This window comes from Pseudomonas sp. 9.3L (genome assembly GCF_058536285.1).
Map to the genome: position 1 here is coordinate 4350594 of NZ_JBZUBK010000001.1, position 25391 is coordinate 4375984.

Genomic DNA, 25391 nt, shown 5'->3' on the forward strand with positions numbered 1-25391 from the left:
CTCCTGTACACTGCCGGGCTCTTCGCGTCTACGCTACGCCTTGTCTGCGCCCGGATATACCCGCCATGCACAAAGAAACCGAAATCAAACTCCGCGTCAGCCGCGAAACGCTCGCTGCCCTGCGCGAACACCCGCTGCTGAAAAAGCGCAACAAGAGCGGCTGGGCTCGCCATGAGCTGACTAACCAGTATTTTGATACCCCTGAGCGGGATTTGGCACAGGCCAAGGTAGCGCTTCGCCTGCGCCGCGACGGCGACGCGATTATTCAGACCTTGAAAACCCGTGGCCATAGCGTGGCAGGTTTGTCCGAGCGTAATGAGTTCGAGTGGCCGCTGGCCAAGCCCAAGCTGGACATCAAAAAACTTGACGAGACCTGCTGGCCTGCCTCCTTGGCAGAGCTGGACAAAAAAGCCATCAAGCCGCTGTTCACCACCGATTTCATTCGAGAAAAAGCCGAAATCGCTTGGGGCCGGGGCAAGGCCAAGGTTGTGCTGGAAGTGGCTCTGGACCTCGGGAAAGTGGCCGCTGGCAAGCAGTCTGAAGAGATCTGCGAACTGGAGCTTGAGCTGCGTGAGGGCGAACCTGCAGGTTTGCTTGAGCTGGCCTGTGAGTTGGCGGCCACACTGCCATTGATGCCGTGTGACATCAGTAAGGCAGAGCGCGGCTATCGCTTGCTGGACCCTACCCACTACAGCCTTGCCGTACCCGCGCCGGCGCTCGAAGCCGAGCAATCGCTGGATGACGCCTTCGCGGCGGTGGCCTGGCACCTGCTGGGCAGCAGCCAGCGCCTTGCCGAGCAATACCGGCATACCGGGCAATGGCGCTTACTGCAGGACTGGGTAGCGCGCCTGATCGAACTGCGTGCCTTGCTAGGCAGTCTGGGCCAGGCTGCGCCCCGCGCCACTACCCGCGACCTGCGCACCGGGCTCGATGCCCTGCTGGAAGATTGGCGTACCGTGATCGAGGCAGGCCAGGAAGACGGGGATATCCGCGCCGCTGCGCCGGAGCAGTTCTCCGACGAACTGGAAGACCCGCGCTGGGGCCAACTGTCCCTGAACCTGTCACGGTGGTTGATGCAGCGCGGCTGGACGCTGGCCCGCGCCTCCCGCGGCAACCGTCAGGGGCAAGCCCCACTGGCCAGTTGGCTCATGCATTTCTTTGCTGAAGAAACCCTGGCACTGCAACTGGACCGCTACCAGCGCCAGCCCGAAGACCTGGCCGAGCAATCGCCACGCCTTGAGCGCTTGCAAGTGTGGTTGCACCACGCCCGGAGCCTGCTATCGGTAGAAGAAGCAGACCGCTTGTACGGTGAGCTGAACAAGCTGCACGAGCTGGCCAATACACCCATCAGCGATGAGGTGTTGGAAGCGCGTGCCGAACAGGCCGGCGTCGTTGCCCGCACCCGCGCCTGGAAAGCCCTGAGCCGCTAAGGGTAATTACCAGCAACACGTGTTGACACTTGTCGCAGGGCCTGGCGAGACAAGCCAGGGTAGGATTTCCCCTACGGGCATGGATGCCCCTCCCTGCACAGGACGCGCCGCATGGTTATTATCAGCCCCCCGCAAGACCACCCACTCGACCTTTGCGAACTGCTTCATGCGTTAGAGCGACAACAGCGCATTTGCGCTGCTTCGGTCAGGCTGGCTATAGCCCGCAGGGTAGAGGCGCCGGATGCTCACCCACTCGAATTCATCGCCTCGCTCCACCTGAACGACCTCCACGTGCCAGGGCAGCGTCTGGAGCTGGAGCCGCTCGCGGCTTGGCTTGCCGCTGAGGTAGGCCTTCCTTACTTGCGTCTAGACCCCCTCCGGCTTAACCCTCAATTGGCCACCGGCAGCATGTCGGAAGCCTTTGCACGGCACCATCAGATCCTGATGGTCGCAGGAGATGCCCAGCACCTTACCGTGGCATGCGCCCAACCCGGCATGCGCAGCTGGGAGGAGGACCTGGCCCATACCTGTAAAAAGACCCTGCGCCGTGTAATCGTCAACCCAGCGGAACTGCGTCGATTGATCAACGAGCTGTTCCAGTTGGCACAGTCGGTAAAGGGCGCCAGCGGCGTAGTGTATGCCGCAGCGCGGCCTGCCTCCTTTGAACAGCTGATGCAGCTTCACAGCGCGGAGGAGGCCAGCGCAGGCTACGATGCACCCGTGACTCAGGTGGTGGATTGGGTACTCAAATATGCCTTCGACCAAGGCGCCAGTGATATCCACATCGAGCCGCGGCGTGAGCACGGCGATGTCCGTTTGCGAATCGACGGTGTGCTGCGTGACGCCTACCGTCTGCCGTCACAAGTCACGCCAGCGGTTATCAGCCGGCTTAAATCCCTCGGGCGGATGAACGTGGCGGAGAAGCGCAAACCCCAGGATGGGCGGATAAAAACCCAGCGCCCCAATGGCGACGAAGTGGAGTTACGCCTGGCGACCCTCCCCACCGCCTTTGGCGAAAAACTGGTTCTGCGTATTTTCGACCCCGCCATACTTAGCCAGGGGTTGCAGGCGCTGGGCCTGGATGACAACGACTTATGTCGCTGGGAAACACTGCTCGCTCGGCCTCACGGGATCATTCTCGTTACCGGGCCTACGGGCTCGGGCAAAACCACCACGCTCTATGCCAGCTTGCGCCGCCTGGCCAAACGGGGCGTAAACCTATGTACCCTCGAAGACCCCATCGAAATGGTAGAGCCTGCGTTCAACCAGATGCAGGTACGCCCCGCCATTGAGCTGGGCTTCGCGGAAGGTGTACAGGCGCTACTCAGGCAGGATCCGGACATCATCATGATTGGCGAAATCCGTGACAGCCAGACTGCCAATATGGCAGTCCAGGCAGCATTGACCGGGCACCTGGTACTGTCCACGTTACACACCAATGATGCACCTGGCGCACTGGCCCGCCTACTGGAGCTGGGGGTGCCGGGTTATCTGGTACGAGCTACGTTGCTAGGGGTAATGGCGCAGCGTCTGCTCAGGCTACTGTGCCCTGCGTGTAAAACGCAGCACAGCGTGCCCGTTGATGCCTGGCAAGCCTTGGTAGGGCTGGGCCACAGCCCTCAACCGGATACCGTGTACGAAGCGAAGGGGTGTGAACTCTGCGGCGGCACCGGCTACAAAGGCCGAGCGGGGATCTACGAGCTGATGGTGCTGAGCGAACCCCTGGCATCGGTGATTGGCGCAGAGCCTGACCTGGCCATCGTTCATAAGGTAGCGTGCAACAACGGCATGCGCCCCCTACGCCATGCTGCCGCCCACCTGGCGATAGCGGGGCGTACGAGCCTGGCCGAAGCGCTGCGGGTTGCGCCTGGCGCTTTATGAGGCCCTCTATACGGGAACTACACGCTCGTAAATAGGATCGAACGGGCTGCATAACACACTACTTGGAGTACCCTGTCATGCGCGTCAAATACGTTGTAGCAACCCTTGCGCTGGCCTCCTTGCCCCTGGCGTCCGCCATGGCAGACCCTTTCTGGCGCAACGTGCTGTCTTCAGGCGCCACCACTGGCTCTACCTACCTTACTTCGCGTGACCACAAGCTCGTAGTGGCCACCCAAGACGACGCAGGCAGTTTTGTAGCAAGCGATGGTGCCATCCGCGGCCCTTACCTGGAGGCTGCGCTCACCCAGCTTCGCACTGACCACCCAGGTATGCAGGCTTCAGACATGGAGCTGGCCAACGCAATCCTCGCCAAAAATGCCGTAGCCGAGTAAGCCCTGGCTATAGGCATGCGCCCGCCTAGCTCGCTGCTCACTACAGCGGCTAGGCACAGCCAGATTTATCACTCGCCAATAGCGGTTTTATAACGGCTCGCATCAAGCAGCTTGTCCAGTTCACTGTTATCTGTAGGCTTGATCTTGAAGAACCAGGCGCCATAGGGCTCACCGTTGACCGCTTCTGGCTCATCTTTCAGCGTTTCGTTGATCGCTACCACTTCACCGCTAACTGGCGAGTAGATATCCGAAGCAGCCTTTACGGACTCAACTACCGCCAATTGATCTCCAGCGCCCACGGTTTTGCCAATCTCTGGCAGCTCTACGAACACCACGTCACCCAAGGCCTCCTGCGCATGGTCGGAAATACCGACGGTGACAGTGCCGTCAGCCTCAAGGCGTGCCCATTCGTGGCTTTCAGCGTAACGGAGTTCAGCGGGGATATTGCTCATGGAGAGTCCTCAATAGGTCGACAGGGATTGCCACGGTTGGCGATCAAATCAGTATTTTGCCGTGCCGCACGAAGGTAGGTTTTACCACGCGGACAGGGTACCACTTGCCACGAATTTCCACTTCGGCGCGTTCGGGGCTAGGCCTTGGAACGCGAGCCAGGGCGATGGACTTGTTGAGCGTAGGCGAAAAGCTGCCGCTGGTGATCTCGCCGGCCGTAGCATCGAAGCGCACCACCTGATGAGCCCGAAGCACGCCCCGCTCTTCCATCACCAAACCGACCAGCCGCGATGAAGGCCCAGAGGCCAGCTCTGCCTCCAATGCGCTACGGCCATTGAACTCCCGCTCGGGCGGGTCCAAGGCTACCGTCCAGCCCAGGTTGGACACCCAGGGCGAATGCGCTTCGTCCAGCTCGCGCCCATACAGGTTCAAGCCTGCCTCAAGCCGTAGCGTGTCCCTGGCACCCAGGCCGACCGGTGGGATGCCCGCGCCCAGCAACTCATTGAACAGCTCGCACACTTGATCGGCGGGCACCAGCAGTTCAAGGCCATCCTCGCCGGTATAGCCCGTTCGTGCGATGAACCAGCCATGATCTTCCCTGGCCTCGAATGGCTTCAGAGCGTTGATGAGCGAGGCGCGGGTGCCGCCTAGCAGCGCAGCGACCTCCTGCACAGCGGTAGGCCCCTGCACAGCAAGAATGGCAGTGTTTACTTGCTCTATCACCTGCACGGCACAATCATGAGATTGAGCGCGGAGCCAGGCGAGGTCTTTTTCTCGGGTAGCGGCGTTGACCACCAGCCGATAGCCTTGCACACGTCGGTAGACGATCAGGTCATCGATCACACCGCCTTCGGTATTCAGCATCGCACTGTAGAGCGCTTGGCCAGGCTCGGCAAGTAGCCCCACATCGTTAGCCAGAAGGCGCCGTAACCAGGTGCAGGCATCGGTACCCTCGATGTCAATCACTGCCATGTGAGACACGTCGAACACACCACAGCGCTGGCGCACCTCATGGTGCTCTTCAACCTGTGAGCCGTAGTGCAATGGCATTTCCCAACCGCCAAAGTCGACCATCTTGGCGCCCAGCGCCACGTGTTGGCCGTACAGCGGTGTGCGCAATCCCATGGGGTTCTCCTTCCCAGCGCTCCGGATGCGACGCATTGTAGCCTTCATCCGGCGGCCCGGCACCTGGCCTTGGCCCCCTAGCGGTAAGGTTCAGCCACCTTGGCCAGCGCAGGCAGGTCGCCACCGAGGCCCAAGGCCTGGCGCACAAAGGCCGCTTTGGCCTCTGGCAGACCATTGACCGTGGCTAAACCGGTATTGCGTAACCAGCGTATTGGCAAGGAATTGGCTTGGAACAGCCGTTCGAAACCCTCCATGGCCGCCATCAGGGCCAGGTTGTGAGGCATACGACGGCGCTCGTATCGGCTGAGCACCCGGGCGTCCGCTAGCCGCTCACCCCGCTGCTTTGCCTTTAACAGCTCTTCGGCCAGTACGGCAGCATCGAGCAAGCCCAGGTTCACCCCCTGCCCCGCCAGCGGGTGGATGGTATGAGCGGCGTCGCCAATGAGTGCCAAGCCTGGTTCCATATAGCGCTTTGCATGACGTTGGCGAAGTGGAACGCACACCCGTGGGTCGGCGGCGAGTACCTCCCCTAACCGATACTCGAAGGCCGCGCCCAGGGCCTTGCAAAATGCAGGTGTCTCCAGCGCCATCAGGTGCTTGGCCTCTTCCGGCGTGGTAGACCACACAATGGACGACCAGTGCTCGCCGGGCGGGCCCTGGAGTGGAAGGAATGCAAGCGGGCCGTCATCCCCGAAGCGCTGCCAGGCAGTGGCTTGGTGAGTGCGCTCGGTACGCACACTGGTCACGATGGCGTGGTGAAGGTAATCCCACTCTCGCGTAGCGCAGCCAGACAGCCGACGTATGACCGAATGCGCGCCGTCGGCGGCCACCACCAACGGGGCACGCACGTGAGTGCCATCGGCGAGGGTCAACAGCCGATCATCGCCGGAAAACCGCAACTGCTCTACGCGGGCACCGCTCATCAGCTGGGTATCGCTCTGGAGCAGCGCCTGGATCAACGCATCTTGAACCACACCGTTCTCGACGATATGGCCTAACACCGACGCATGTACGTTGGCCGCGCTGAAGTGCACCGCGCCTGTACCGCTACCGTCCCATACCTGCATGTCGGTGTAGGGCATGACCCGTTGCGCCTGCATGCTGCCCCACACGCCGAGCCGTTCGAAAATACGTTGGCTCGCACCCGACAAGGCGCTCACCCGAGGCTCGAAGGGGCTGCCGGCCATAAAGAGCCGAGGCTGCAGCTCACCGCCGTCTACGAGCATCACCTTCAGACCACTGTCCGCCAGGGCCAGGGCCAAGGTACTGCCCACCATGCCAGCCCCGACGATGGCGATGTCCGCTGTCACTTCAGGAATGTGTTTGCCTGTCTTGGAGTCCACGCCTGATTACCCTCTTCCTTCGGAGCCCGTGCTGCTGCCCAAGCCCATGGCTTGCCGAGCGAACCAATGACGGGCCGGAGGCAGCAAGTCCAACCCCAGCAAACCCAGGTTGCGGCCATGAGCGACCACGCGCCCTGGCTGGGAGAACAGGCGGGTGATTTGATCGGAGAACCCAACGGTCCAGCGCTGGTCGCGCTGTTGCGCGGCAAGGTAGCCTCTGAGCGTTGCGAGGTCACCCAAGGGCTTGTCGCTGCGCTGCAAGGCTTGGCCCAGCTCATGTGTGTCACGCAGTGACAGGTTGAACCCTTGGCCCGCGATGGGATGAAGGCTATGGGCGGCATTGCCCAGCACGATCAGATTGGGCCTCACTTGCTCATGCGCGATAGCCAGTGTGAGGGGGTACAGGCTGCGCGCGCCGACCTGCACCAGCGTGCCCATGCGATAGCCAAACCGCTGTTGCAGCTCTGCCAGGAACGCAGGGTCCGGTAGGGTCCGTAAGCGCTCGGCGTCCGCCGGCTTGCGCGTCCACACCAAGGCGCAGCGATTTTCAGGCATGGGTAGCAGGGCCAGCGGGCCCTCGTCGGTAAACCGCTCGAAAGCCTGACCACCATGAGGCTGATTGAAGCTTACGTTGGCGATAAGCGCGGTTTGGTCGTAGTGCTGCACGTCTACACCAATGCCCAGTTGAGTACGCAAGCCGGAGCGGCCCCCGTCGGCCAGCACTGCCAGCGTGCAGCTCACCTGGCTTTCATCCGCCAGCGTGAGTTGGTAGCCCTCAGGCTGAGCCTGCATCGAGACCACTTCGGCCGGGCACCGCCAACTGACCACGCTCACATCCAAGGCGGCCCACAAGCATTGCCCCAGCCAGGCGTTCTCTACCACGTAACCCAGCGCGGGCACGCCTTCTTCGGCGGCGTTTAGCCGGGTCGCGCCAAACCGGCCCCGGTCGGACACGTGAATATGCCGAATAGGCTCCGCGCGCCGAGCGATGGTGTCCCATGCGCCCAATTGTTCGTAGATAAGCCGTGTGCCGTAGGACAAGGCGGAGCTACGGGTATCGTAGCTCGGCTGGAAGGCACGGCCTGGGGCGAAGGGTTCGATCAGCAGTATTCGCCAGCCTCGCGCGTGTGCCAATGGCTGCAGCGCGAGTGCCAGGCTGGCCCCTACCAACCCCCCACCGACGATAGCGATGTCATAGCGGCTCACGCGTGGGCCGCCTTGGCCGTAGCCATCAGTGCTTCGATCTCGTCCACGGCCTTTGGCACGCCACTGGTCAAAATCTCGCACCCGGTGCGAGTGACTACTACGTCATCTTCAATCCGCACGCCAATGCCCCGCCATTTCTTCGCTACCTGCTCGTTGGTCGGCGAAATGTAAATGCCGGGCTCTACGGTGAGGGCCATGCCGGGCTCCAGTACTCGCCACTCACCCCCGACTTTGTACTCACCCACATCGTGCACATCCATACCCAACCAGTGGCCAGCCCGGTGCATGTAGAACGCACGGTGCGCTTCGGTAGCTATCAGGTCATCGACCTGCCCCTCCAACAGCCCCAGGCGCACGAGGCCCTCGGTGATGACGCGCACCGTCGCCTCATGGGCGCGATTCCAGTGCTTGCCAGGGGCAATTTCATCAAAAGCTGCCTGCTGGGCCTGCAATACGATTTCGTAGATAGCCCGCTGCTCGGGCGAGAACGTGCCACTGACCGGGAAGGTGCGCGTGATATCGCTGGCATAACAATCGATTTCGCAACCGGCGTCGATTAACACCAGGTCGCCGTCGCGCAAAGGCGCGTTGTTTTCCTGGTAATGCAGGATGCAGGTATTACGCCCCGCCGCAACGATCGAGCCGTATGCCACCATGCGCGAGCCGCCAAGGCGGAACGTGTAGTCCAACTCGGCTTCCAGGCTGTATTCGTGCAAACCGGGGCGAGCTGCCTGCATGGCACGCACGTGCGCGCGCGCAGAAATGGCTGCTGCTTCGCGCATTACTTTGACTTCATTGGCCGACTTGTACAGCCGCATGTCGTGTAGCAGGTGGTCTAGCGCCACGAACGCCTTGGGGGGTTGAGCCCCCTGGTTGGCCTTGGAGCGGATCTGGTTGACCCACTCCATTAAGTGCCGGTCGAACTCCGGGTGGCTGCCCATGGCGGTATAGACGCGGTCCCTGCCTTCTATCAGCCCAGGCAGGATGTCGTCGATGTCCGTAATAGGAAATGCATCGTCAGCGCCGTAGTCGCGGATGGCGCCCTCTTGACCGGCCCTCAGGCCATCCCACAGCTCACGTTGAGCATCGCGTTCGCGGCAGAACAGTACGTACTCCCCGTGTTCGCGCCCAGGGATCAGGGCAATTACCGCCTCTGGCTCGCCAAAGCCGCTCAGGTACTGGAAGTCGCTGTCTTGACGATAGAGGTGCTCGACATCGCGGTTGCGCACCATGATGGCGGCAGCCGGCAGGATGGCGATGCTGTTGGGAACCATCTCAGCCATCAGGGCCTTGCGCCGACGGGCATATTCGGACTTCGGAATCTGGACCATGGCGCGGCTCCTGTGAAAGGTCAGTGCAGTGAAGGCTTTGGCTCAGGCGGCGCAGGTTTGGCCCGCTCGGAGTACAGCAGCAGTGGCGCAACCCGTAGGTATTCCATCACTTCCATGTAATCGGTTTCGCCGTCTTCGGACTCTTCCAACGCCTCTTGCACCTGAGCGATCGCCGCGAGGTCTTCCAGGACTTCTTTGGCTTCGCTGCTGAGCGAAGCACTGCCGGCAGACAAACCGAACCCGGTTAGAAAGCCCTGGCACCATTGACCCAGTGCCTGGGCGCGTTCGGCGAGCGGGAGATCATCGCTCGGCACGAGCAATACCACGGTGACGTCCGTGCTGGTGACCTCGGCCTTGACCATCTCCTGCAAGCCTACCAGGGCCTGACGCACGTTACCGTCAGCGGGCGCGCCCAGCACTTCAATGGCGTCATCGAGCCAGGGCTCGACGTCGAACCCTGCGCCGGCGCAACTGCGCCCAAGCAACAAGCCATGCAATTCGGCGGGGGACACTGGGTAACCATTATCGGCGAGCAGCTTGGCAAAAGCGGTGTACGGCGAACTGACGTTAGGCATGGGCAGCTAGGCGCCGGGCGGCGCAATGTCTAGAATGAAGGCTTCGTATCCTACACCGGCAGGTAAGCCAAGACCATCGACGCAACCGTATGGCTGCGTTGTGGTCTGCTTTCGTTCATACACGACCCATTACCAGGACATCCAACCGCCCCCTCATGGAACAGAACGACCTGCAAGCACTGATGGGCAAGATCGAACTGCTGATCGACCGCATCGAGCACTTGAATCGGCAAAACGCCCTCCTCCTGGCCCAGGAAAGAACCTGGCGAGAGGAACGCGCCCACCTGATCGAGAAAAACGAAATCGCCCGCCGCAAAGTCGAGTCGATGATTGTGCGCCTCAAGGCCCTGGAGCAAGACTGATGAGTTCGAGCAATAGCGTTACCGTCCAAATCCTCGACAAGGACTATTCGATCATCTGCCCCCCCGAAGAGCGTGGAAACCTGATCAGCGCAGCACGCTACCTCGATAGCAAGATGCGAGAGATCCGCAGTGGCGGCAAAGTGATCGGTGCTGACCGGATCGCGGTAATGGCCGCCTTGAACATTACCCACGACCTGCTTCATCGCAAAGAGGCCGACGAGGCGCAGCCCAATGCCGCCACGCGCGAGCAGGTTCGCGACCTGCTGGAGCGCGTAGACCTCGCGCTTGCCACTAGTCAGGTTGCAACCAGGGGCTGAACAGTGGAAAGGGTTTGGGGTATACTTGAGCCCGCTCCCTGGAGTATGCGCCAGTCGGTCATGTCCCTGAGCCGATACGCACAACCACGGAAGTTGCACGTTGGGGCTGGTGTGCATGTCCGCTCGACGGAAAGCCTTAAAGCCTCCTGCAATCTCCACCTTGAACTTTCGGGTTCAAGGGCTACACCGACAGCGGTTCGTCGGGGAGCACCTTCCTTTTTCGCCCCACTTCGGGGGCACGCCAAGCTCCCGCTTCATACCCGGAGCTTACCCTCATGATCAAAGCCTCGCGTTTCACACGGCCCCAGCTGCGCAAGCATTTACGCCAAGCGCGTAATGCCCTGACGCCCGCACAACAACGCGCGGCCGCCCATGGCCTGTTCCGTCAGCTTAGCCAGCACCCCCTGTTCCGCCGCGCTCGTACTCTCGCTGTGTACCTGCCGAACGACGGCGAGATCGACCCGCGCGCGCTGCTACGTTGCGCCCAGAAGCGAGGCAAGCACACCTACCTGCCCGTGCTTAGCCCGTGGCCGCGTACCAAGATGGTGTTTCAGCGCGTACGACCGGGCGAACGCCTGCGGCCCAACCGCTTTCGAATCGCTGAGCCGGAAAAAAACCCGCGGCAGCAACGCCGCGTCTGGACCCTAGACGTGGTGCTATTACCGCTGGTGGGGTTCGACGAGCACGGTGGCCGGCTTGGGATGGGGGGCGGCTTTTATGACCGCAGCCTGGCCTACCGAACGCGCCGGCTGACCTGGCGCAAACCGACGCTGCTTGGCCTGGCGCATGAGTGTCAGAAAGTGGACAAGCTGGAGCAGGCCGGATGGGATGTGCCTTTGCAAGGCACAGTCACAGATAAACGCTGGTACCTCAGCACGTAATTACAGGCAGGGGGCAACGGGTTAACTAACGCAGCGGAACGGCGTAAGAGGCGTCTACCGGGTCACTGAGGTTTTGCTCCCAAAAGCTCTGGGCGTAACCAGTGGTGACCACCCCCAGGCCGAACAGAAACACTAACACCCATAGTAGATCCGGTTGTTTGCGCCGCATTATTGGTCCCCCACAGACACCGTTTATACACTTGAATGATAGCCAAAGGCCCTGTGACGTGGGCCCTGCCTGGAAATGCGCGCATTCTCCGACAGCACCCAACGACATGCAAACGTTGATTTCAACCAGCCGTCGGGTTAATCAATGCTGTAACACTTCCTTGCTAACTACGCCTTCAAAGGATGCAGTAATGGCCTATTGGTTAATGAAATCCGAGCCGGATGAGCTGTCTATTGAACGCCTTGCCGCACTAAGCCAAACCCGTTGGGACGGCGTGCGTAATTACCAGGCCCGTAACTTTATACGGACCATGCAACCGGGCGATTTCTTCTTTTTTTATCATTCAAGTTGCCCTTTGCCTGGTATTGCGGGGGTCGCGAAAATCATTTCGCCGGCATACCCCGACCCCACTGCACTGGACCCGCGCAGCCCTTATCACGACCCTAAAGCCTCCGACCGCGAAAACCCATGGCTGGCCTTGGACGTAGCCCACGAACGGACGTTTCCGGACGTTGTAAGCCTTGGGTTACTCAAGCAACAGGCTGCGCTGGAGGCGCTGGCACTGGTGAAGAAAGGTAGCCGGCTCTCAGTGATGCCGGTAACCCCCGAACAATGGGCCGCCGTGCTGGGCCTGGGCAGGGGTTGAGGGCTCGCTTTGGCTTACTGAACGATAAGGTTGTTGAACAGCAAGTCTTCTACGACCGGCTTGCCCTCTTCAGCATTGAGTACTTGCTGGGTTTGCTTGAGAGCCTCCTGACGCAAAGCCTCCTTCGTCTCGCTGCTGCTCATCGAATCGACGGTTTGCTGATTAAACAGCTGCACCAGTTGATTTCGAATCAAAGGCTCGTGATGTTTGACAGCCGCTTGAGCCTCATCGCCAGTGACTTTGAGCGCAATGTCGGCCTTGTAGACATGCAGGCGGGTACCGCCGTCCATGGCGTAGTTACCCACCAGCGGTGGCGTCAGGGAGTAATAGACCACTTTGGGCGGCCCTTCTTTGGACTCACCGCCTTCGTTCGCATGGGCAGCGAAAGGCAAGCAAGCGGCGATCAATACAGCAATCCAGGATTTCACAGCGTCTAGTCCTCATTCAGGTGCCCGACACAGGGGCTTGCTTACCCTATCGGCAAACCCGTGAAAAGAAATAGCCCTAGGCTGTTTATTCTGTGGCGCACCTAGGCCTGTGCTTCTGGGATGTGCTCTGGCGCAATGGCACTCAATGGTTTTAGCGACAATTCCAGCCAGCGTTTGAAGCGGGCTTCCAGGTTACGGTCAGGCATGGCGTGTGTACGCAGCGCCTTCATGGTTTGCTCTACATAATCGCGGCAGGTGCCTGAGCGGCCGCAGGCACTGGCCAATACTTGTACCAGCAAATCATCGGGCAGGTTACCGGCATAGGAGGGCAAATGGCGCTCCAGCACAAAGCCCAATGCCTGAATCTTGCTGCCATCTTCGAGCCGGCAGTTGAGCCAGTGCGGCCGGTAGGAGGGGTACGGCATTTCCCGTTTCCACAGGGCCATCAGCGACGCTTGAAGATTGTCTTCTGGCAAGCGATAAGCAAAGCCTGTGCACGAGCCGCCTCGGTCGAGCCCGAACACCAAACCTGGATTTTGTGGCGTACCGCGATGTTCCTGACTCCAGAGGTACAACCCGCGGTGATACCCGTGAACACGTGCACGGCGCCGTTCGGCGCTGCTGCACTCCGGGCGCCAGATCAGTGAGCCATACGCGAACAGCCATACCGGCCCACCCTGATGCTGACGCATCGTCGCGGCCAATGAACTGGCAAGTTGCTCATCGCTCAGCTGTGGCGTGTCAAGCACAGGCGGGTAAGTACACGGCTTTATAGGGAAAGGTTCGAGGGCGGACATTGGAATAACCCCAGGGTTCCAAAGACTTCATCGCCACTCTAACTGAAGCTGGGAGTACCTGGGGCTACCGATCATCGCAGCAGCTCACGACCGAGGTGCATAGGCAAAGACGTCGGCACGCATCTGATGCGCATCCATGCCAGCCTCGACCAACGCGTCGAGTGTGGCATACACCATGGTTGGGGAGCCGCTGGCATAGACATGCACGCTGGAGAGGTCTGGAATGTCTTCACGCACGGCTTCATGCAGCATTCCGCAGCGCCCTCCCCAATCGCACCGCTCGCTGACTACTCGGTTGAGGAAGAGATTAGGCACCTCTTCCCACGCAGCCCAATGCTCAATCTGGTAGAAGTCGCCAGGCTGGCGCACCCCCCAATACAAATGCACTGGATGATGGAAGCCTTGGGCCCGGCAGTGCTCAATCAAACTGTGCATCTGCGCCATACCGGTACCGGCGGCAATCAGTACGAGGGGGCCGTCTGGCAACTCGGCCAAGTGCGCATCCCCGTAAGGTAACTCCACTCGGGCAATCCCCTCTTGGCGTAGCTGTGCCAGCAGGTTGAGCGCGCTTTCTTCGCGGCCCAAAATGTGAAGCTCCAGATCACGCCCGCAATGAGGCGCCGACGCCAAAGAGAACGACGCCTTATCAGTGCCGTTGCGTTCAATGCGCATGTATTGCCCAGCATGGTAACGGGGGGTTTTACCCGCTGGCGCGCGTAACCTCACACGCCACACATCGCCCCCTACCTGCGCGCACTCGGTGACCTGACAGGCGAACTCGCGTACGGGCAGCTCACCCTTGGATAGCACGCCATCCCATAACAGCACGCAGTCTTCAAGGGGCTCTGCCACACAAGTGTAAAGCTCCCCGTGGTCGCGGACCTCGCCTTCCTGCCTTACACGACCTTCAACCAGCAGGGCTGTGCAGACATGGCAGTTGCCATTACGGCAGCTGTGGGGGCATTCGTGGCCCAACCGACGGGCCGCCTCGAGTATCTTTTCGCCCGGCCCAACATCCAGTACAACGCCCGAAGGCTGCAAGGTTACCCGCATCAGTCTATTCCCAGCTGATTCCAGAGTTCATCGACCCGGCGAGTGATGGCGGGGTCCCGCTCGATCACGCGCCCCCACTCCCGGCTGGTTTCGCCCGGCCACTTGTGAGTCGCGTCCAGGCCCATCTTCGAACCCAGGCCAGAAACCGGCGAGGCGAAGTCCAGGTAGTCGATCGGCGTATTGTCGATCATGACGGTGTCCCGCTTGGGGTCCATACGGGTAGTCACCGCCCAGATCACATCGTTCCAGTCACGTGCATTGATATCGTCGTCGGTCACGATCACGAACTTGGTGTACATGAACTGCCGCAAGAATGACCAGACGCCCAACATCACCCGCTTGGCATGACCGGGGTACTGTTTTTTGATGGTGACCACCGCCATGCGGTACGAGCAGCCTTCTGGTGGAAGATAGAAATCGATGATCTCCGGAAACTGCTTTTGCAGGATGGGAACAAATACTTCATTTAGGGCCACGCCGAGGATGGCGGGCTCATCAGGCGGCCGGCCGGTGTAGGTGCTGTGGTAAATGGGCCGCGTGCGGTGCGTGATACGCTGCACCGTGAACACCGGGAACCGATCCACCTCGTTGTAGTACCCGGTATGGTCGCCATAAGGGCCCTCATCGGCCAACTCACCTGGATAAATGACCCCTTCCAAAACGATCTCGGCGCTGGCGGGCACCTGCAAGGTGCTACCACGGCACTTCACCAACTCCGTGCGATGGCCGCGCAGCAGCCCGGCGAACGCGTATTCGGACAAGCTATCGGGCACCGGGGTAACCGCGCCGAGGATGGTAGCTGGGTCCGCGCCCAGCGCCACAGCTACGGGGAAAGGCTCGCCGGGGTGTTTCTCGCACCATTCACGGTAATCCAGCGCCCCGCCGCGATGGCTGAGCCAACGCATGATCACTTTGTTGCGGCCAATCACCTGTTGGCGATAGATGCCCAGGTTTTGCCGCTCTTTGTTGGGCCCGCGTGTAACGGTAAGGCCCCAGGTAATCAACGGCGCCACATCACCGGGCCAGCAATGCTGGATAGGCAACTGGCCAAGGTCCACGTCATCGCCTTCGAGCACCACTTCCTGGCACGCTGCGTCTTTGAGCACCTTGGGCGCCATGGAGATGATCTTTTTAAAAATCGGCAGCTTCGACCAGGCGTCCTTGAGCCCCTTGGGTGGCTCAGGCTCTTTCAGAAAGGCCAGCAGTTTGCCGATTTCACGCAGCTCGCTCACGCTTTCTGCGCCCATCCCCAGTGCCACGCGCCCCGGTGTGCCAAATAAGTTGCCCAGCACCGGAATATCAAAGCCGGTAGGTTTTTCAAACAACAATGCCGGGCCCTGCTTGCGTAAGGTACGGTCGCAGATTTCGGTCATTTCCAGCACTGGCGATACTGGCACCGCGATACGTTTCAGTTCGCCGCGCCGTTCCAGTTGCTGTACGAAGTCTCGCAGATCCTTGAATTCCATCGCCCAGGCCACACTGCAAAATAAACGCCTAGCTTACCTGCTCTGCCTGGGCTGTGCGCAATTCCTACGCTGGGGCAAATCTGGCACTACCAGCAAAGGCCTAGCCATCGTGGCAGGGACCTTTTATCGTTCAGGTGCGTGACGCCTGCCTAGCCACATGATGGACACCGTATGAAGCACTATCCCGCAGCTGACCTGATCGCCGCCATTGAACAGGCTGCAGCCGCCAAGGGTTATAGCCTTGATGCCGACCAGGCCACTGTTGCGCAACGCTTGGGCGATATGGCACAGGCCCTGCTGCACCCCTCGCTGTTGACACAGCTAGGCTATCGCACGCCCCGCAGCCTGTACCTGTGGGGGCCTGTAGGTAGGGGTAAAAGCTTTCTGCTTGATACGTTCTTTGCCGCGATCCCCCTGCAACAAAAGCGGCGAGTGCATTTCCATGCCTTCTTTCGAGAGCTGCACCAACGGCTGTTTGACCATGCTGCCAGCGACGATGCTATGTCGGGCGCCCTCGACAGCCTGCTGGGTGACTGCCGTTTGCTGTGCTTCGATGAGTTTCACCTGCACGACATTGGCGACGCGATGCTGATAAGCCGTCTGTTCAAGGCACTGTTCAAGCGACGTTGTGTGCTGGTAGTCACCTCGAATTACCCACCTGAGGGCTTGCTGCCCAATCCGCTTTACCATGAGCGGTTCTTGCCAACCATTGAGCTGATCGAGCAGCACATGGATATCCAGGCCATCGCGGGCGAGGTGGACTACCGTACCAGCAGCCAGGCCAGCGCTGATGCATTCAACCAGGGTGCATTTATCAACCCCGGTACCCCAGAGCAACGCAGGGGCTTGGGCCTGCCTATAGGGCCTATGACCTTTGGGGACATTGCCGTCAATGGCCGTATCTTGAAGGGCCTTGCCCTGAATGAACACACGCTGTACTTCCGATTCGCCGACCTTTGCGAGGCGGCCTCTGCGAGTATCGATTACCTGGCACTGGTCGAGCACTACAAACGCTGGATCCTGGACGAAGTACCCAGGCTTTCGAGTGCCAGCGCCGCAGGCCAGCAGCGGTTCCTGAACCTTATAGACGTGCTGTACGACAAGCGTTGCGCACTGTTCATCATCACCCCTTTTGCATTCGCTGAAGCAATGGACGATTGCGATATAGGCGACCTCGCACGTACCCGCAGCCGCCTTAGCCAGCTACGCGTGCTGCGGCCTGGCGCAGTGGCGAGTTGACCATAGTCAACGAGGCCTGGCGCTGAGCAGCTAAGCTCTCGGGGCGTCAACCCTCCCCCCGGGAAGGGATCTTTACCGATGAGAAGGATTCATGCGATGACCGTCATGCGATGAGCGACGTATTAACTATCGGCACTTCAGCCTATGCGCTGATATTCGTCACGCTCCTGTGCGCCTATGTCATCTTTGGTATCGCGGGCTTTGGCACCGCGCTGGTGGCGAGCCCCGTTCTGGCACTCTTCATCCCCGTGGCTAAGATCGTACCCCTACTGGCCCTAATGGACCTCTTCGCGGCGGTAGTGAACGTCGCCCGAGATGGCCGTAACGCAGATTGGCAAGAATTACGGCGCTTAGTGCCCATGATGGCGCTTGGGAGCTTGATAGGGGCGGCGGTTTTATTGAGCATACCCCCTGCACTCCTGCTCCCAGCACTGGGCCTCTTTGTCACCGCGTACTCGCTTTATGCACTCAGTGGCCTAAAACCAGAACGTACTTTCAGCCCGAGGGCAGCTATTGCGTTCGGCTCGGTAGGCGGCGTCTTCAGCGCCTTATTTGGTAGCGGCGGATTTATCTATGCCATTTACCTTAGCGGTCGGCTAGCCAACAAAGACGCCATGCGTATTACCCAAACTACGCTGATCGGCCTGAGCACTTTGACGCGGGTCGTACTGTTTGCCACCGCTGGTGTTTACCTTGATACAAGCCTTCTCTGGCTGGCGCTGTTACTGGCGCCTGGCATGCTGATAGGCATTGCAGTGGGTCGCAGAATGACACTCGCGATGTCACGGGTGCAATTTCTCAAGCTCATCAACGTCATCGTGCTTGCGTCCGGCCTTGCGCTATTAGGGCGTTATTTTTTCTAACGTTATCCAGCAAGAACCAACAGCGCTAAAAACAAAGCCCCGGTGTTTAGACCGGGGCTTTGAGAGGTTCAGGCGACGGCGTCTACTTACGCCGCATCGACAAGAAGAACTCGTCATTGGTCTTGGTCTGCTTGAGCTTGTCGATCAGGAACTCGATGGCAGCGATTTCGTCCATCGGGTGCAACAGCTTGCGCAAGATCCACATGCGCTGCAGTTCGTCATCGGCCGTTAACAGCTCTTCGCGGCGGGTGCCAGAGCGGTTGATGTTGATAGCCGGGAACACTCGCTTTTCAGCAATGCGACGGTCAAGCGGCAGCTCCATGTTGCCGGTACCCTTGAACTCTTCGTAAATCACTTCGTCCATCTTCGAGCCGGTTTCTACCAGCGCGGTGGCGATGATGGTCAGCGAGCCGCCTTCTTCGATGTTACGTGCCGCACCAAAGAAACGCTTGGGCTTCTCCAGGGCATGGGCGTCGACACCACCGGTCAGTACCTTGCCTGAGCTGGGGATTACCGTGTTGTAGGCACGTGCCAGGCGGGTGATGGAGTCCAGCAGGATAACCACGTCTTTTTTGTGTTCAACCAGGCGCTTGGCCTTCTCGATCACCATCTCGGCCACTTGTACGTGACGGGTAGGCGGCTCGTCGAAGGTGGACGCAACCACTTCGCCGCGCACAGTGCGCTGCATCTCCGTGACTTCTTCCGGGCGCTCGTCGATCAGCAGAACGATCAGGTGGCACTCAGGGTTGTTACGGGTGATGTTGGCCGCGATGTTCTGCAGCATGATGGTCTTGCCCGCCTTCGGCGGTGCGACGATCAAGCCACGCTGACCTTTACCGATAGGCGCACACAGGTCGATGACACGGCCGGTGAGGTCTTCGGTAGAACCGTTGCCCGCTTCCATCTTCAAGCGCTTGTTGGGAAACAGCGGCGTCAAGTTCTCGAACAGAATCTTGTTCTTCGCGTTTTCCGGACGATCGTAGTTGATGGTGTCAACCTTCAACAGGGCAAAGTACCGCTCGCCTTCCTTGGGTGGGCGAATCTTGCCAACGATGGTGTCACCGGTGCGCAGGTTGAACCGGCGGATCTGGCTTGGAGAGACGTAGATATCATCCGGGCCTGCCAGGTAGGACGCATCGGCAGAACGTAAGAAGCCGAAGCCATCCTGGAGGATCTCCAGCACACCGTCACCGGAAATCTCCTCGCCGCTTTTCGCGTGCTTCTTCAGGAGGGAGAAAATCACATCCTGCTTTCGCGAGCGGGCCATGTTTTCAATGCCCATCTGTTCGGCCATTTCGAGCAGGTCGGTGATCGGCTTTTGCTTGAGTTCAGTCAGGTTCATAGAGGGAATGAAGTGTTCTGTATGGAGGGGAATTAAGCATTGGGCTTAGAGAGGCCGCGCCGGGAAGAGGCGATAGGATCGCGCACAAATTCGAGTTGGAATGCGTCGGCGACGACTTGCAGGGGGCACCGGAGAAACCAGTGCAGGGCCGAATTTAACACCTGAATCCAGGGGCGTCTAGTCGCTAAAATGAAAAAACCCCGCTAAATGCGGGGCTTTGTACTCTCAAGCTCAGCGTTGGCCATGCTCAGATGTTGGCGTCCAGGAACGCGGCCAGCTGAGACTTCGACAATGCACCTACTTTTGTAGCTTCTACGTTGCCATTCTTGAACAGCATCAGCGTAGGAATACCACGCACGCCGTGTTTGGCTGGCGTTTCCTGGTTTTCGTCGATGTTGAGCTTGGCAACGGTCAACTTGCCTTCATACGTGCCGGCAATCTCGTCAAGTACAGGCGCGATCATTTTGCAAGGGCCGCACCATTCTGCCCAGTAATCTACCAGCACAGGGCCCTGGGCCTTGAGTACATCCGCGTCGAAGCTCGCGTCAGTTACATGTTTGATTTTGTCGCTGCTCATGAACATCTCCCGGTCAAGACCTTGAAAAATTATGCCTATCATACCCATCCCGGTTTGCAACCGAAAGCGTACGCCTATTGGCTCTCCCTATGAGGGCCCAGCATTTTCTATATGACCACCCCTTCTTCGGTTAATGCCGCCTGAAAGTATGGGATGGGTTCTGGCACCTGACCAAGGCCCTGCACATGCCGGCGCCGTTGGCGAAGCGCACGGATCATGGCAGGATGTTGAGGTTATTTACCGAGAATCTTGAACATGCCACCACTCAAGCCCGCGAACCTATCCCTTATCGCCGCGATAGATCTAGGGTCCAACAGCTTTCATATGGTCGTGGCCAAGACTAACCAGGGTGAGATTCGGATCCTGGAGCGGCTGGGCGAGAAAGTCCAGCTGGCGGCCGGTATCGATGAGCAGCGCCAACTGAATGAAGAATCCATGCAGCGCGGGCTCGAATGCCTGAAACGCTTCGCGCAGCTTATCAATGGCCTGCCCTTGGGTGCAGTGCGGATCGTGGGCACCAACGCCTTGCGTGAAGCCCGCAACCGAGCTGAATTCATACGCCGCGCCGAAGCCCTGCTTGGCCATCCCGTCGAGGTGATTTCAGGCCGCGAAGAAGCCCGTCTTATTTACTTGGGTGTGTCCCATACCCTGGCAGATACCCCAGGCAAGCGACTGGTCGCCGACATTGGCGGCGGCAGTACAGAGTTCATCGTAGGCCACCGCTTCGAGCCCCTCATGCGGGAAAGCCTGCAAATGGGCTGCGTGAGCTTTACCCAGCGGTATTTCCGTGACGGCAAGATCACTCCTGCCCGTTATGCGCAGGCCTATACGGCAGCGCGCCTCGAGATCATGAGTATCGAAAACGCCGTACACCGGCTGGGCTGGGATGAAGCCATAGGCTCTTCAGGCACTATCCGGGCTATCGGCGCGGCGCTAAAAGCCAACGGCCAAGGGGCAGGTGAAGTCAATGCAGACGGCCTGGCCTGGCTCAAGCGCAAGCTGTTCAAGCTGGGAGACGTCGACAGAATCGACTTCGACGGCCTCAAGCCAGACCGCCGTGCGATCTTCCCGGCCGGGCTGGCTATTCTTGAAGCCATCTTCGATGCCCTTGAGTTGCAGCGGATGGACCACTGCGAAGGCGCGCTGCGCGAAGGCGTGCTGTATGACCTTATGGGGCGTCATGGGCATGAAGACGTGCGCGAGCGCACCTTGAGCTCTTTGATGGAGCGTTACCACGTAGACCTCGACCAAGCGGCGCGCGTGGAGGAAAAGGCCCTGGCGGCGTTCGATCAAGTCGCTGTCGCGTGGGGCCTGGATGACGGTGTCTGGCGTGACCTGTTGGGCTGGGCGGCCAAGGTGCATGAGGTGGGGTTAGATATTGCCCACTATCACTATCACAAGCACGGCGCCTACCTGATCGAGCACTCAGACTTGGCGGGCTTTTCGCGAGAAGACCAGCACATGCTCGCGCTGCTGGTGCGCGGTCACCGACGCAATATCCCCAAAGAGCGTTTTGCAGAATTCGGGGAGGATGGCGACAAACTCATTCGTCTGTGCGTGCTGCTGCGCTTTGCCATCCTTTTCCACCACATCCGTGGTACTCAGGAAATGCCTCAGGTCCAGCTTTACGCCAAGGGCAATGCCCTTGACGTCGCCTTCCCTGATGGCTGGCTCGAAAACAACCCGCTCACCCAGGCCGACTTCGCGCTTGAAGCGGAGTGGCTGACCCGGGTCGGGTTCACCCTAACCGTACGGTAAGCGCCTGGTTGCTGAGCTTGTCGAGCAACGCCGCCTGTGCATGACGGGGGTTTTGATTACCCGTTGGCATCAGGCGGGTGTAGGTGCCGTCTGACTGCAGTATCCAGGCATGGGTGTTGTCGGTCAGGTAAGCCTCTACCTCTTTTTTCACCCGCGTAATGAGCTTTTTACCTTCTACCGGGAAGCAGGTTTCTACCCGACGGTCCAGGTTTCGCTCCATCCAGTCGGCACTGGACAGGAACAACTGCTCGTCGCCGCCATTGTAGAAGTAGTAAATACGCGTGTGTTCCAAGAACCGACCGATTACCGAGCGCACATGGATGTTATGCGAAACGCCCGGTACGCCTGGTCGCAGGCAGCACATGCCACGCACGATCAGGTCGATGCGCACGCCAGCCTGGCTGGCCTTGTACAAGGCACGGATGATCTTAGGGTCGGTCAGGCCGTTGCATTTGGCCAGGATATGCGCGGGCTTGCCCTCTACGGCAGCCTGGGTTTCCCGGGCAATCATGTCCAGCATGCCCTTCTTCAAGGTAAAGGGCGCGTGCAGCAGCTTTTTCATGCGCAAGGTCTTGCCCATGCCGATCAACTGCGTAAACAGCTTACCCACGTCTTCACACAACGCGGCGTCTGCAGTAAGCAGGCTGTAGTCGGTATACAGCCGCGCGTTGCTCGCATGGTAGTTACCCGTGCCCAGGTGGGCATAGCGCACGATATCGCCGCCCTCGCGACGCAGGATGAGCATCATCTTGGCGTGGGTCTTGAACCCTACGACCCCGTAGATCACCACAGCCCCTGCCGCCTGGAGCCGGCTTGCCATCTGCAGGTTCGATTCTTCGTCGAAACGGGCACGCAGCTCGATCACCACAGTGACCTCTTTGCCGTTGCGCGCCGCCTCCACCAAGGCATCGACGATTTCCGAGTTGGTACCACTACGGTACAGGGTTTGCCGGATCGCCAATACGTGAGGATCCTTGGCAGCCTGGCGCAGAAGATCGATCACAGGTGTGAAGGACTCGAACGGGTGCAGCAGCAAAATATCCTGCTTGCTGATTACGCTAAACACGTTCTCGCTGTTTTGCAGCAGCTTGGGAATGGCCGGTGTAAAGGGCATGTGCTGCAATTCAGGGTGGCTGTCCAGCCCTGTAATGCTGAACAGACGGGTAAGGTTTACCGGGCCATTGACCTGATAAAGCTCCGACTCGGCCAGGTTGAATTGCTTGAGCAGGTAGTCAGACAAATGTTTAGGGCAGGTATCAGCCACTTCCAGCCTGACTGCGTCGCCGTAGCGCCGCGAGAACAACTCCCCACGCAACGCACGGGCAAGGTCCTCTACGTCTTCTGAGTCCAGCGACAGATCCGCGTTACGGGTAAGCCTGAACTGATAGCAGCCCTTGACCTTCATCCCCTGGAACAAGTCATCGGCATGGGCATGGATCATCGACGACAGAAACACGAAGTTATCGCCCGCACCGCCTACCTCTTCTGGCACCTTGATCACTCGCGGCAACAAGCGTGGGGCTGGAATGATCGCCAGGCCGGAGTCGCGCCCAAACGCGTCCACGCCTTCAAGCTCAACGATGAAGTTGAGGCTTTTATTTACCAGCAACGGGAACGGGTGAGTCGGGTCCAGCCCGATGGGCGTTACGATAGGGGCGATCTCGTCACGGAAGTAACGCCGCACCCACGCCTTGAGCTTAGGTGTCCAATACCGCCGCCGGATGAAGCGCACCTGGTGCTTCTCAAGCTCCGGCAACAGGATATCGTTGAGAATCGCGTACTGGCGGTCAACCTGTACGTGTACCAGCTCGCTGATGCGTGCCAGCGCCTGGTGTGGCTGCAAACCATCCGCGCCGGCCTGCTCGCGAGCGAAGGTAATCTGCTTTTTGAGCCCGGCTACACGGATTTCGAAGAACTCGTCCAGGTTACTGGAGAAGATCAATAAGAACTTGAGCCGTTCGAGCAGGGGATAGCTTTCATCCAGCGCCTGTTCCAGCACGCGGATGTTGAACTGCAATTGAGACAGCTCGCGGTGGCTGTAGAGCACCGCGTCATCCAGGCCCGGAGGGGCCATGGCGGGGGAAGGCGGCGCCTCGTGTGGCGTCTCGACAACCACCTCTTGGAGAGGTTCGAGTACGGTTTGTGTCTCTTCTACGACACTATCGGGGAGCGCTTCATTATTCATGTGAATATCCTGAAGGGCCTAAGGCCCTGGGCACGATTGACGGCGCGTACGGCAAGGTCGTTAAGCCTCAGTGACGTTGGCTCGGGGTGTGAGGTCACGCCTGTACACAGTGCGCTCGAGCCAGCAGGCTGAAAATGCCGTCGAAGACGGCTTGGCTGTTATAAGGTGCTTATGTGACAGCTGAGTTACGACAAAATCGGAGCCAAACACCGGGCGCCGCACGCATCAATGTTAACGTCGAGACACATATCGACACTTTCATGAATGGCGCTTAAGGGTTAGGCTGCGCGTTCATTTCGCCAGCATCCTCAAAATGCTTCATCAATTTCTCAACGATTTCGGTTACCTGGCCCTGTTCCTAGGGACCTTCTTCGAAGGCGAAACCATATTGGTCCTTGCCGGGTTCCTTGCGTTCCGTGGCTATATGGATATCAACGTGGTGACGTTGGTGGCTTTCTGTGGCAGCTACGCTGGCGACCAGTTGTGGTATTTCCTCGGCCGTCGTCACGGCCGTCGCCTGCTTGCCCGCAAGCCTCGGTGGCAAACGATGGGCGATAAGGCGTTGGAGCACATCCGAAAGCACCCGGATTTGTGGGTACTGTCTTTCCGGTTCGTCTATGGCCTGCGCACGGTCATGCCGGTAGCGATCGGCTTGTCAGGCTACTCACCCAGGCGCTACCTGCTGCTCAATGGCATTGGGGCAATGGTATGGGCCATCGCGCTTGGCCAGGCGGCTTACCATTTTGGCTCGGTGCTCGAAGGCTTGCTGGGCAACGTGAAAAAGTACGAACTGTGGGTGCTGGGCGGCCTGCTGCTTCTGGGTGTACTGCTGTGGGTTGCTCGCCGCATCAAGGCGGCCCGGATTGCCCGCAAAACCGAAGCCGCCGCCAAGCTGCAAGAGCCGCAGCCGCCTGCACAGTAGCCCGCCCCGCTCTGCGGCTTATAACGACGCTTTACGCAGGCTGGCCAGAAAGACCGCCGCCCCTACGAACAACCCGGCAAAGGTACGGTTCATGCGTTGCTGCTGACGCGGGCTGCGCAACAGGCGCAGGACCCTCGACGCAAGCCCCGTATAGCCTGCCATCACTATCATGTCCACGGTGACCATGGTCACGCCGATCACCAGATACTGCGCCACAAGTGGTGCCTTGGGGTCGATGAACTGGGGCAACACTGCCAGCATGAACACCAATGCCTTTGGATTACTGGCATTGACCAGTAGCCCCCGCAGCACCAGGCCCGAGCGGCTTCCACCTGCATCAGGCTCAGTTGCCTGTTGCACGGGCATGGGCGCTGCACACCACTGGCGAATGGCCAAATAAAGTAGATAGAGCACGCCAAACCATTTGATCAGCGTAAAGGCAGTAGCTGAAGCCGCCAGAAGTGCGCCTACGCCAGCCGCCACGACGGCGATCTGCAGCGCCAGCCCTAGCTGCAAACCTAGGGCGTTCCAATAGCCCCTGACGAACCCATAGCGCAGCCCGGATGACATAGACGCAATGGCCCCGGCCCCTGGCGACAGGCTGATTACCCAACTTGCAGCCAGAAAGGCCAACCATGTATGCAATGCCATGT

General features: G+C 59.6%; 26 protein-coding genes and 1 other RNA gene. 12 read left to right on the forward strand and 15 right to left on the reverse strand.

Annotation, left to right across the window (positions count from 1 at the left end):
- Positions 1 to 65: 65 nt before the first annotated feature.
- The 3 genes from AC4LE2_RS20165 to AC4LE2_RS20175 all read left to right on the forward strand — a co-directional run bounded on the left by AC4LE2_RS20165 (position 66) and on the right by AC4LE2_RS20175 (position 3703).
- Complete coding sequence (locus AC4LE2_RS20165) at positions 66 to 1430, forward strand: CYTH domain-containing protein (RefSeq protein ID WP_491827801.1); 1365 nt, start codon at positions 66 to 68, stop codon at positions 1428 to 1430.
- Between the two features lie 111 nt (positions 1431 to 1541).
- Positions 1542 to 3311: a GspE/PulE family protein gene (locus AC4LE2_RS20170; RefSeq protein WP_491827803.1), complete on the forward strand. Its 1770-nt coding sequence runs from the start codon at positions 1542 to 1544 to the stop codon at positions 3309 to 3311.
- A 77-nt stretch (positions 3312 to 3388) separates the two neighbouring features.
- The gene (locus AC4LE2_RS20175; RefSeq protein WP_491827805.1) at positions 3389 to 3703 is read left to right on the forward strand and encodes a DUF2388 domain-containing protein; all 315 of its coding nucleotides are present in this window, start codon (positions 3389 to 3391) and stop codon (positions 3701 to 3703) included.
- Positions 3704 to 3771: 68 nt separating this feature from the next.
- On the opposite strand, the gene gcvH is transcribed toward AC4LE2_RS20175, so the two are convergent.
- The 6 genes from gcvH to AC4LE2_RS20205 form a co-directional block, all read right to left on the reverse strand.
- Positions 3772 to 4155, reverse strand: a complete 384-nt coding sequence (gene gcvH / locus AC4LE2_RS20180; protein ID WP_491827807.1) for a glycine cleavage system protein GcvH — start codon at positions 4153 to 4155, stop codon at positions 3772 to 3774.
- A 43-nt stretch (positions 4156 to 4198) separates the two neighbouring features.
- On the reverse strand, positions 4199 to 5278 hold the full coding sequence (gene gcvT / locus AC4LE2_RS20185; RefSeq protein WP_491827809.1) for a glycine cleavage system aminomethyltransferase GcvT: 1080 nt from the start codon (positions 5276 to 5278) through the stop codon (positions 4199 to 4201).
- 77 nt (positions 5279 to 5355) lie between these two features.
- Complete coding sequence (locus tag AC4LE2_RS20190) at positions 5356 to 6588, reverse strand: 2-octaprenyl-3-methyl-6-methoxy-1,4-benzoquinol hydroxylase (protein ID WP_491828191.1); 1233 nt, start codon at positions 6586 to 6588, stop codon at positions 5356 to 5358.
- 39 nt (positions 6589 to 6627) lie between these two features.
- Complete coding sequence (ubiH, locus tag AC4LE2_RS20195) at positions 6628 to 7827, reverse strand: 2-octaprenyl-6-methoxyphenyl hydroxylase (RefSeq protein WP_491827811.1); 1200 nt, start codon at positions 7825 to 7827, stop codon at positions 6628 to 6630.
- A complete protein-coding gene (pepP, locus tag AC4LE2_RS20200; protein ID WP_491827813.1) occupies positions 7824 to 9158 on the reverse strand; it encodes a Xaa-Pro aminopeptidase in 1335 nt (444 codons plus the stop codon). Before pepP ends, ubiH begins: the two co-directional genes overlap by 4 nt.
- A 20-nt stretch (positions 9159 to 9178) precedes the next feature.
- The gene (locus AC4LE2_RS20205) at positions 9179 to 9733 is read right to left on the reverse strand and encodes a UPF0149 family protein (protein ID WP_491827815.1); all 555 of its coding nucleotides are present in this window, start codon (positions 9731 to 9733) and stop codon (positions 9179 to 9181) included.
- Positions 9734 to 9888: 155 nt separating this feature from the next.
- On the opposite strand from AC4LE2_RS20205, the gene AC4LE2_RS20210 reads away from it, so the two are divergent.
- The 4 genes from AC4LE2_RS20210 to AC4LE2_RS20225 all read left to right on the forward strand — a co-directional run bounded on the left by AC4LE2_RS20210 (position 9889) and on the right by AC4LE2_RS20225 (position 11293).
- Positions 9889 to 10095: a TIGR02449 family protein gene (locus tag AC4LE2_RS20210; RefSeq protein WP_491827817.1), complete on the forward strand. Its 207-nt coding sequence runs from the start codon at positions 9889 to 9891 to the stop codon at positions 10093 to 10095.
- Positions 10095 to 10412 carry a cell division protein ZapA gene (locus tag AC4LE2_RS20215; RefSeq protein WP_491827819.1) on the forward strand — a complete coding sequence of 106 codons (318 nt, stop codon included), beginning with the start codon at positions 10095 to 10097 and terminating at the stop codon, positions 10410 to 10412. The genes AC4LE2_RS20210 and AC4LE2_RS20215 overlap by 1 nt, the downstream gene beginning before the upstream one ends.
- A gap of 32 nt (positions 10413 to 10444) precedes the next feature.
- Positions 10445 to 10623, forward strand: a non-coding RNA gene (ssrS, locus tag AC4LE2_RS20220) — 6S RNA.
- Positions 10624 to 10687: 64 nt separating this feature from the next.
- A complete protein-coding gene (locus AC4LE2_RS20225) occupies positions 10688 to 11293 on the forward strand; it encodes a 5-formyltetrahydrofolate cyclo-ligase (RefSeq protein WP_491827821.1) in 606 nt (201 codons plus the stop codon).
- A gap of 25 nt (positions 11294 to 11318) precedes the next feature.
- Here AC4LE2_RS20225 and AC4LE2_RS20230 read toward each other — a convergent pair whose 3' ends face one another.
- Complete coding sequence (locus AC4LE2_RS20230; RefSeq protein WP_491827823.1) at positions 11319 to 11462, reverse strand: hypothetical protein; 144 nt, start codon at positions 11460 to 11462, stop codon at positions 11319 to 11321.
- 190 nt (positions 11463 to 11652) lie between these two features.
- Between AC4LE2_RS20230 and AC4LE2_RS20235 the strand changes: the two genes are divergently transcribed.
- Positions 11653 to 12108 (forward strand): EVE domain-containing protein, encoded by a 456-nt coding sequence (locus AC4LE2_RS20235; RefSeq protein ID WP_491827825.1) that lies wholly within the window; start codon positions 11653 to 11655, stop codon positions 12106 to 12108.
- A gap of 14 nt (positions 12109 to 12122) precedes the next feature.
- Here the strand turns inward: AC4LE2_RS20235 and AC4LE2_RS20240 are convergent, their stop codons facing one another.
- From AC4LE2_RS20240 to ubiD, 4 genes are all read right to left on the reverse strand, one after another.
- Positions 12123 to 12536 (reverse strand): flagellar basal body-associated protein FliL, encoded by a 414-nt coding sequence (locus tag AC4LE2_RS20240; RefSeq protein ID WP_491827827.1) that lies wholly within the window; start codon positions 12534 to 12536, stop codon positions 12123 to 12125.
- A 101-nt stretch (positions 12537 to 12637) separates the two neighbouring features.
- The gene (locus AC4LE2_RS20245) at positions 12638 to 13333 is read right to left on the reverse strand and encodes a gamma-glutamylcyclotransferase (RefSeq protein ID WP_491827829.1); all 696 of its coding nucleotides are present in this window, start codon (positions 13331 to 13333) and stop codon (positions 12638 to 12640) included.
- Between the two features lie 84 nt (positions 13334 to 13417).
- Positions 13418 to 14386 carry a CDP-6-deoxy-delta-3,4-glucoseen reductase gene (locus AC4LE2_RS20250; protein ID WP_491827831.1) on the reverse strand — a complete coding sequence of 323 codons (969 nt, stop codon included), beginning with the start codon at positions 14384 to 14386 and terminating at the stop codon, positions 13418 to 13420.
- Complete coding sequence (gene ubiD / locus AC4LE2_RS20255) at positions 14386 to 15852, reverse strand: 4-hydroxy-3-polyprenylbenzoate decarboxylase (protein ID WP_491827833.1); 1467 nt, start codon at positions 15850 to 15852, stop codon at positions 14386 to 14388. Before ubiD ends, AC4LE2_RS20250 begins: the two co-directional genes overlap by 1 nt.
- Positions 15853 to 16023: 171 nt before the next feature.
- On the opposite strand from ubiD, the gene zapE reads away from it, so the two are divergent.
- Both zapE and AC4LE2_RS20265 read left to right on the forward strand, forming a co-directional pair.
- Positions 16024 to 17091, forward strand: coding sequence for a cell division protein ZapE (gene zapE / locus AC4LE2_RS20260; RefSeq protein ID WP_491827835.1), 1068 nt, complete (start codon positions 16024 to 16026; stop codon positions 17089 to 17091).
- 110 nt (positions 17092 to 17201) lie between these two features.
- Complete coding sequence (locus AC4LE2_RS20265; protein ID WP_491827837.1) at positions 17202 to 17954, forward strand: sulfite exporter TauE/SafE family protein; 753 nt, start codon at positions 17202 to 17204, stop codon at positions 17952 to 17954.
- 82 nt (positions 17955 to 18036) lie between these two features.
- Here AC4LE2_RS20265 and rho read toward each other — a convergent pair whose 3' ends face one another.
- Positions 18037 to 19296: a transcription termination factor Rho gene (rho, locus tag AC4LE2_RS20270; RefSeq protein WP_491827839.1), complete on the reverse strand. Its 1260-nt coding sequence runs from the start codon at positions 19294 to 19296 to the stop codon at positions 18037 to 18039.
- A gap of 247 nt (positions 19297 to 19543) precedes the next feature.
- Positions 19544 to 19873 carry a thioredoxin TrxA gene (gene trxA, locus AC4LE2_RS20275; RefSeq protein ID WP_491827841.1) on the reverse strand — a complete coding sequence of 110 codons (330 nt, stop codon included), beginning with the start codon at positions 19871 to 19873 and terminating at the stop codon, positions 19544 to 19546.
- A gap of 255 nt (positions 19874 to 20128) precedes the next feature.
- Between trxA and ppx the strand changes: the two genes are divergently transcribed.
- Complete coding sequence (gene ppx / locus AC4LE2_RS20280; protein WP_491827843.1) at positions 20129 to 21631, forward strand: exopolyphosphatase; 1503 nt, start codon at positions 20129 to 20131, stop codon at positions 21629 to 21631.
- Here ppx and ppk1 read toward each other — a convergent pair.
- The gene (ppk1, locus tag AC4LE2_RS20285; protein WP_491827844.1) at positions 21612 to 23816 is read right to left on the reverse strand and encodes a polyphosphate kinase 1; all 2205 of its coding nucleotides are present in this window, start codon (positions 23814 to 23816) and stop codon (positions 21612 to 21614) included. The two genes, ppx and ppk1, sit on opposite strands and share 20 nt — an antisense overlap.
- 313 nt (positions 23817 to 24129) lie before the next feature.
- Between ppk1 and AC4LE2_RS20290 the strand changes: the two genes are divergently transcribed.
- Positions 24130 to 24738 (forward strand): DedA family protein, encoded by a 609-nt coding sequence (locus tag AC4LE2_RS20290; protein WP_491827846.1) that lies wholly within the window; start codon positions 24130 to 24132, stop codon positions 24736 to 24738.
- A gap of 18 nt (positions 24739 to 24756) precedes the next feature.
- Here the strand turns inward: AC4LE2_RS20290 and rhtB are convergent, their stop codons facing one another.
- The gene (gene rhtB / locus AC4LE2_RS20295) at positions 24757 to 25389 is read right to left on the reverse strand and encodes a homoserine/homoserine lactone efflux protein (protein ID WP_491827848.1); all 633 of its coding nucleotides are present in this window, start codon (positions 25387 to 25389) and stop codon (positions 24757 to 24759) included.
- Positions 25390 to 25391: the final 2 nt, after the last annotated feature.

Bases quoted from the DNA above. Each gene is read 5' to 3' on its own strand.
- AC4LE2_RS20165 (WP_491827801.1), top strand. From the start codon at position 66: ATGCACAAAGAAACCGAAATCAAACTCCGCGTCAGCCGCGAAACGCTC.
- AC4LE2_RS20230 (WP_491827823.1), bottom strand. From the start codon at position 11,462: ATGCGGCGCAAACAACCGGATCTACTATGGGTGTTAGTGTTTCTGTTC.
- AC4LE2_RS20215 (WP_491827819.1), top strand. From the start codon at position 10,095: ATGAGTTCGAGCAATAGCGTTACCGTCCAAATCCTCGACAAGGACTAT.
- trxA (WP_491827841.1), bottom strand. From the start codon at position 19,873: ATGAGCAGCGACAAAATCAAACATGTAACTGACGCGAGCTTCGACGCG.
- pepP (WP_491827813.1), bottom strand. From the start codon at position 9,158: ATGGTCCAGATTCCGAAGTCCGAATATGCCCGTCGGCGCAAGGCCCTG.
- AC4LE2_RS20225 (WP_491827821.1), top strand. From the start codon at position 10,688: ATGATCAAAGCCTCGCGTTTCACACGGCCCCAGCTGCGCAAGCATTTA.
- zapE (WP_491827835.1), top strand. From the start codon at position 16,024: ATGAAGCACTATCCCGCAGCTGACCTGATCGCCGCCATTGAACAGGCT.
- rho (WP_491827839.1), bottom strand. From the start codon at position 19,296: ATGAACCTGACTGAACTCAAGCAAAAGCCGATCACCGACCTGCTCGAA.
- AC4LE2_RS20175 (WP_491827805.1), top strand. From the start codon at position 3,389: ATGCGCGTCAAATACGTTGTAGCAACCCTTGCGCTGGCCTCCTTGCCC.
- AC4LE2_RS20245 (WP_491827829.1), bottom strand. From the start codon at position 13,333: ATGTCCGCCCTCGAACCTTTCCCTATAAAGCCGTGTACTTACCCGCCT.
- gcvT (WP_491827809.1), bottom strand. From the start codon at position 5,278: ATGGGATTGCGCACACCGCTGTACGGCCAACACGTGGCGCTGGGCGCC.
- AC4LE2_RS20250 (WP_491827831.1), bottom strand. From the start codon at position 14,386: ATGCGGGTAACCTTGCAGCCTTCGGGCGTTGTACTGGATGTTGGGCCG.
- ppx (WP_491827843.1), top strand. From the start codon at position 20,129: ATGCCACCACTCAAGCCCGCGAACCTATCCCTTATCGCCGCGATAGAT.
- AC4LE2_RS20290 (WP_491827846.1), top strand. From the start codon at position 24,130: ATGCTTCATCAATTTCTCAACGATTTCGGTTACCTGGCCCTGTTCCTA.
- rhtB (WP_491827848.1), bottom strand. From the start codon at position 25,389: ATGGCATTGCATACATGGTTGGCCTTTCTGGCTGCAAGTTGGGTAATC.
- gcvH (WP_491827807.1), bottom strand. From the start codon at position 4,155: ATGAGCAATATCCCCGCTGAACTCCGTTACGCTGAAAGCCACGAATGG.
- AC4LE2_RS20265 (WP_491827837.1), top strand. From the start codon at position 17,202: ATGAGCGACGTATTAACTATCGGCACTTCAGCCTATGCGCTGATATTC.
- AC4LE2_RS20210 (WP_491827817.1), top strand. From the start codon at position 9,889: ATGGAACAGAACGACCTGCAAGCACTGATGGGCAAGATCGAACTGCTG.
- AC4LE2_RS20170 (WP_491827803.1), top strand. From the start codon at position 1,542: ATGGTTATTATCAGCCCCCCGCAAGACCACCCACTCGACCTTTGCGAA.
- ubiD (WP_491827833.1), bottom strand. From the start codon at position 15,852: ATGGAATTCAAGGATCTGCGAGACTTCGTACAGCAACTGGAACGGCGC.
- AC4LE2_RS20235 (WP_491827825.1), top strand. From the start codon at position 11,653: ATGGCCTATTGGTTAATGAAATCCGAGCCGGATGAGCTGTCTATTGAA.
- ppk1 (WP_491827844.1), bottom strand. From the start codon at position 23,816: ATGAATAATGAAGCGCTCCCCGATAGTGTCGTAGAAGAGACACAAACC.
- AC4LE2_RS20205 (WP_491827815.1), bottom strand. From the start codon at position 9,733: ATGCCTAACGTCAGTTCGCCGTACACCGCTTTTGCCAAGCTGCTCGCC.